This is a genomic window from Humidesulfovibrio sp., from assembly GCF_035560995.1.
Lineage (GTDB): Bacteria > Desulfobacterota > Desulfovibrionia > Desulfovibrionales > Desulfovibrionaceae > Humidesulfovibrio.
In genome coordinates, this window is the sequence record NZ_DATMYK010000254.1 from 1 (window position 1) to 5,845 (window position 5,845).

4 protein-coding genes are annotated in these 5,845 nt (G+C 67.4%); 1 reads left to right on the top strand and 3 read right to left on the bottom strand.

Annotated elements, in window-relative coordinates:
- The 3 genes from VN419_RS09925 to VN419_RS09935 form a co-directional block, all read right to left on the bottom strand.
- On the bottom strand, positions 1-988 hold a 988-nt coding region (locus VN419_RS09925), incomplete at its 3' end, for a THUMP domain-containing class I SAM-dependent RNA methyltransferase (protein WP_325647023.1).
- 24 nt (positions 989-1,012) lie between these two features.
- Positions 1,013-4,168, bottom strand: coding sequence for an EAL domain-containing protein (locus VN419_RS09930; RefSeq protein ID WP_325647025.1), 3,156 nt, complete (start codon positions 4,166-4,168; stop codon positions 1,013-1,015).
- A gap of 148 nt (positions 4,169-4,316) precedes the next feature.
- Positions 4,317-5,042 (bottom strand): molybdopterin-dependent oxidoreductase, encoded by a 726-nt coding sequence (locus VN419_RS09935; protein ID WP_325647027.1) that lies wholly within the window; start codon positions 5,040-5,042, stop codon positions 4,317-4,319.
- Between the two features lie 145 nt (positions 5,043-5,187).
- Here VN419_RS09935 and VN419_RS09940 point away from each other — a divergent pair, with 145 nt between their 5' ends.
- The gene (locus VN419_RS09940; RefSeq protein WP_325647029.1) at positions 5,188-5,814 is read left to right on the top strand and encodes an MBL fold metallo-hydrolase; all 627 of its coding nucleotides are present in this window, start codon (positions 5,188-5,190) and stop codon (positions 5,812-5,814) included.
- The last annotated feature ends 31 nt before the right edge of the window (positions 5,815-5,845 follow it).

Consider the following 5,845-nt stretch of genomic DNA (forward strand, 5'->3'; position numbering starts at 1 on the left):
CGTACATGGGCTCCAGCCTCGGCGCGTCGCCCAGGCGGCCGCCGTATTCCGGGTTCAGCACGCACACGCCCACGCCTTCGGCGGGCACGGTGCTTTCGCGGAAGTCGCAGACCTCGAAGCTGATGTGCGCCTCCACCCCGGCGGTGCGGGCGTTCTGCCTGGCCGCGGCCACGGCCTCGGGGTCCAGGTCGCTGGCGATGATGCGGCCGGGCAGCTCCTTCTTCGAGCCCGCCTGGGCCTCGCGCCGCAGGGCGGCGTAAGCTTCCGGGTCAAAACCCAGCAGGTGCTGGAAGGCGAAGCCGGAGCGCAAAAGTCCGGGCGCGCGGTTCAGCGCGATGAGCGCGGCCTCCACGGCCAGGGTGCCGCTGCCGCACATGGGGGAAAGAAAGTGCCGGGCTCCCTCGGTCTGGGCATAGCCCGTGGCCAGCACGATGCCCGCGGCCAGCGTCTCCTGCAGGGGGGCCTTGTGGGGCATCTTGCGGTAGCCGCGCCGGGCCAGGGGCGCGCCGGTGGTGTCGATGTAGACCGTGGCCGCGTCCTCCCGCCAGTGCAGGAACACACAGGCCCCCACCGGGTCCGGGCCGGAATCCGGCCTGCGCCCTTTTCGCGAGGCGATGCGGTCCACGATGGCGTCCTTGGTCTTCTGGTTGGCGAAGCGGCTGTCGCGCACGTGCTCGTTCTGCACGCTGGAATCAACGGTCAGGTGCCCGTCGGCCGGGATGATGTCCTCCCAGGGCAGGCGGCCCAGCTCCGTGGCCAGGGCGTCCGGGTCCTTGGCGCGCAGGCGGGCCAGCTCCAGCAGCACGCGGTGGCCGGTGCGTAAGGCAAGGTTCAGGCGCATGCAGTCGCGCATGTCGCCTTCGGCCAGCACGCCGGCGGCCAGTTCGCGGCCCGGCAGGCCGAGGGCGGCCATCTCGCGCGCCAGGAACGGCGGCAGGGCCTTGGGACAGGTCACCAGGACCGGGCGCTTCTGGTCGAAAAGGGACATGGGGCGTCCTTTGTGTCTGAGGTGCTACAGGGCTTCGAAGGGGTTGCCCTGCGCCAGAAGCTCCGTCATGTCAAGGGCGGGCATGGGCTTGCCGAAGAGATAGCCCTGGAACTCGGTGCAGCCTTGGGCCAGCAGGAAGTCGCGCTGGGCCTTGGTTTCCACCCCTTCGGCCACCACGCGCAGCTCCAGCTCCCGCGCCAGGGAAAGCACGGAGCGCACGATGCTGGCGTCGTCCTCGTCCTCGGGCAGGCCGTCGATGAACGAGCGGTCGATCTTGATGGCCTGCACCGGCAGCTTCTTGATGTAGGAGAGGGACGAGTATTCCTTGCCGAAGTCGTCGAGGGCCACGGAAGAGCCCATCTCCGCCAGGGCGAAGAGGTTCTCCAGCACGTCCGGCCGGTTGTCCAGCAGCAGGTTCTCGGTGATTTCGAACTCCAAAGCGTCCGGCGTCGCGCCGGTCTCCTGCATCACGGCGCGGATGCGCTCCGCCAGGCCGTGATGCAGGAACTGGCGCGGCGAAAGGTTCACCGCCACCACGAAGTCCTTGTGCGCTCCCTTGCGCCACTCGACCACCTGGCGGCAGGCCTCGGCAATGACGAAGCGAGACAGCGGGATGATGAGGCCGGTGTTCTCGGCCACGGGGATGAAGTCCGCCGGGGAGACCAGGGTTCCGTCGTCGCGCCGCCAGCGCACCAGGGCCTCGGCCCCGGTGAGGCGGCTGCCGGGTTCGCTCACCTTGGGCTGGTAGTAGACCTCGATGCCGCCGGTGGCCAGGGCGCGGCGCAGGCCGGCCTCCACCGCGAGGCGCTGCACCACCTGATCGTTCAGATCCTTGGTGAAGAAGGCGAAGGTGTTCCGGCCCAGTTCCTTGGCCTGGTACATGGCCAGGTCGGCGTTTTTCAGCAGTTCCTCCGGCGTTTCGCCGTGCAGGGGGAACAGGGCCACGCCGATGGAGAGCCGCACGTGCAGGCTCATGCCGTCCAGGCTGAAGGGCTGGGCGAAGGATTCCAGCAGGTGCTCCGCCACCTGGGCGGCGGTTTCCTTCTCGCCGGGTCCGCCAACCACGAGAACGAATTCGTCGCCCCCCAGACGGGCCACTGTGTCGCTGCGGCGCACCGCTGCCAGCAGCCGCGCCGTCACCAGCTTCAGCAGGCGGTCGCCCGCGGTGTGGCCGAGGGAGTCGTTGATGTCCTTGAAGCGGTCCAGGTCCATGAGCAGCACCGCCACCTGCTCACCTTCGCGCCGGGCGGCCTCCATGGCCCGCTCCACGCGGTCGTGCAGCAGCTGGCGGTTGGGCAGTCCGGTCAGGCTGTCGTGGAAGGCCTGGTGGCGCAGTTGCTCCTCGGCCTGTTTGCGTTCGGTGATGTCCTCTATGGAGGCCACGCTGATGCCTGAGCCGGGAATCATACCCACGGTGAGCAGGGCGATGCGTTCCTCTCCCCGGCGGGTGACGAAGTGGGCCTCATAATTGCGCGGCGCCAGTTCCGGCGCCTGGCGGCGCTTCACGTGGTGCTGCAGCATCCACTCCACATCCTGGGGGACGAAGAAGTCCGTCCAGCGGCGCAGGCCTTCCACCTCCGCCCGGCTGTAGCCGGAAAGGTTCTCGAATTCCTGGTTGGCCAGGCTGATGGTGGTGTCCGGCTGGATGAGGATGGTGGCCGTGCCGGTGTTCATGAACACAGCGCGGTAGGTTTCCTCCGAACGCTTGAGGGCCTCCTGGGCCTTCTGCAGTTCCTCCACGTCGATGAAGGTCTCGAGCAGCAGAGGTTTGCCGCTGCGTTCGATGGTGGACACGCTTTTCAGCACCGGCAGTTCCGAGCCGTCGGCCCGGATGATGGAACACATCTTCTGCTCGCTGCCCTGGCCGAGGTCGGTGATTGGGCAGCGCCCCCGTTCATTGGGGCAGATGAAGCCGTGGCAGAGCTTGCCCACGATCTCGTCGCGGCTGCGCCCGGCGCTGGCCGCGCCAAAGGCGTTGACCTCGCGGATCAGGTGCGTCTGCGGGTCCACCAGGATCACGCCGGCCTTGATGGATTCGAGGATTTGCTGGAGATAGCTCTCCTGCTCCTGGGTCATGGCGCACTGGGTGGAGAGGTTTTGGCGCGAACGCTCCAATTCCTTCAGGGTGCCGTTGATGCCCTGAGCCAGGGCGGAGAGCTCGTCGCCGCCGGGCATGTCGACCCGGCCCAGGGGCGCGGGAATTTGGCAGTGGTCTCCGGCGGCATCGGGAGCGGCTGCGTGGGCCTCGATGACCACCATCTGCTGCTTCAGGCGTTCCAGGCGCCGCAGCACCCGATGCTCCAGAAACAGCATCAGCAGGGCGAAGCTCACCAGGATGCCCAGCACCATCCACATGTGCGTGAGGTCCAAAGCCCGGTCGCCCCGGATCATTATCTCGCGCGTGTCGCGCAGCACCAGGCGCAGGGCCGGCTCGCCCCAGAGGTCCGGCAGAATCAGCACCGCGGCGTACAGGTCGTCGGTGACCGGCCCTTCCGCCATTCCTCCGGTGAGCTCGCGCGCAAGGGGGGCGATGTCTTCGCCCAGGGGCTCATCGGCGCGTTCCAGGGAGAGCGGCAGGCGCACGCGTTCGGCTATGGCCACGCCTTCTCGCGCGGTGAGCGGGCGCAGCATGACCAGGGTGCCGAAGGGCGGGCCCGCGCCGTCGCTTTTGGTGATGGGACAGCTGGCCGCGAGCATGATCCCCTGCGGCAGCAGCATCAGGCCTTTGGCCCGATCTTCCACGTTTCGCGCCGCCAGCAGAGTGGAGCCGGGCACAAGCCGCTCCATGAGGCCCGGCGGCAGCGGCGACTTGATGCCCTTGATGGGGTCGAAACCTTGGGCCAGCACCACCTTTCCGCCATTGTCCAGAAAGACGATGGCCGCCAGGCGCAAAGAGGCCAGGGTGCGGTCGTTCAGGTTGGACTCGATGAAATCCTTGGACTTGCCGCGCATGAAGCGCGCGGAATCGTCCCACACGGCCCAGTCCACGATGATCTCATCAAGGCTTGCCAGTTCCTGTTGCACGGCGTTTCGGGCGCGCTCTATGTTGCGCACGGCGTGCGCGCTCTCCAGCTCATCGAAGGTCGCGTCGATAATCAGGTGGGTGGCCACGGAAATGACAGCGAGAAGCACCAAAGTGCCCAGGCAGATGGAAAGCGTGGTAGCCTTGCGGAGTTTCATGCGTCCTCAAGAGCATCGCGGCTGTTAATTGACCTATCCGGCCCGGCGATGTCTCTGCTTACATCAAGTCCCTTCGCCTTGGTACCTCCAAAGGCCAGGAATCTGGTCCATGGCCATTCTTTGACACTTTTGTCCTTTTTGGGAGGGGTCAGCTTGAGCGCGGATCAGGGCTGCGCAGGCGGCTCTTCTGCACGGGCGCGTGCACGGGGTAAATGGGGTTGGCGCGGGTCCACCAGCCGGGCACGGCCTGGGCCGAGAACTCCACCCGCGTGACGAACTTGCTGCTCTTGTACGCCAGATCAAAGGGGCTGATGACGCGGGCGGGCGCGCCACGCGCGTCTGTAAGGGGCGCTCCTTCCAGGTCCAGGGCCAAAAGCGCGCCCATGGCCGGATTCAGCAGATCGGCCAAGGGCAGGCTCTCCACGTAGTGCGTCAGCCCTCCGGCCGGGTCGGTCTGGCCCAGGGAGTGGAACACGGCGTAGCGGGCCTGGGGCTGCACCCGCACGCGGGCGAACAACTCACGGAAGTCCACGCCGCCCCAAGGCGCGGCCTCCACGCTCCAGCCTTCCACACAGTGGAAGTCCGCCGTGCGGCGCACCTGCGGCAAGGCGCGCAGCTGGGCGTAGGAAAGCTGCGCCGGGGTCTCCACCAGCCCGTCCAGGGTCAGGCGGTAGGCTTCGCGTCGTCCGTCCTTCCACACCACCTCGCCCCGGGCGGGGTCGAAGCGGAAGGTGTTCTTTTCCACCGTGCGGGTGGGGAAGCGCGCGGCGATGGCTGCGCGGGCGCCTTCGGGCAGCAGGCCCCACAGGGCCGCCCCGGCCGTTACCGCCGCTGCGGCCAGAAACTTGAGCATGCTGCGCCGTGTGGTGGTCATGGCTGCCTCCTGTGGTATTCTTTACTGATAAGGCTTGGCTGGGGGATTGTGAAGGGCTTTGTTGCAAACATGGGCAGTACGCGCGGGTTGCAAAGGCGGGCCTGGGCGGCTACCCTTGCGCCAACGTTACACGCCGGAGGCTTTCATGCGCATCACGTCCTACTCCCTGGGTCCCCTTGAAACCAACTGCTACGTTCTGGACCACGAGGGCCTGGCTCTGGCCGTGGATCCCGGCGGCGACCCGGCCGAGGTGCTCGACTTCCTGCGAGCGGAGAAGCTTGCGCTCAAGCACATCCTGGTGACGCACCTGCATTTTGACCACATCTACGGCTGCGCGCGGCTTGCCGAGGCCACGGGAGCGCCTGTGCTGGCCCCGGCGGGCGATGCCTATCTGATGGACCTGGAGCTCGGGCGCGGCGGAGTGTACGGCTTCCCCGTAGTGGAGCCCTTTGCCAGCCAGCCCGTGCCGCTGGGGCAGACGGAGTTCATCGGCCTGGAGTGCCACTGCCTGGCCACGCCCGGCCACACGCCCGGCAGCATCAGCTATTATTTCCCCCAGGCGGGCGCGGCCTTTGTGGGCGACCTGATCTTCTACCGCTCCGTGGGCCGCACGGACTTCCCCGGCGGCAGCAGCGCGCAGCTCAAGGAGTCCGTGCAGCGGCACATCTTCACCCTGCCGGACGACACGGTGCTGTACTCCGGCCATGGGCTGGAGACCAGCGCGGCCGATGAACGCACGCACAATCCTTTCTTCTTGCACGACATGTTCTAGCCCCCTTCGCCCCCTTCGCTCCCTTCGGGGT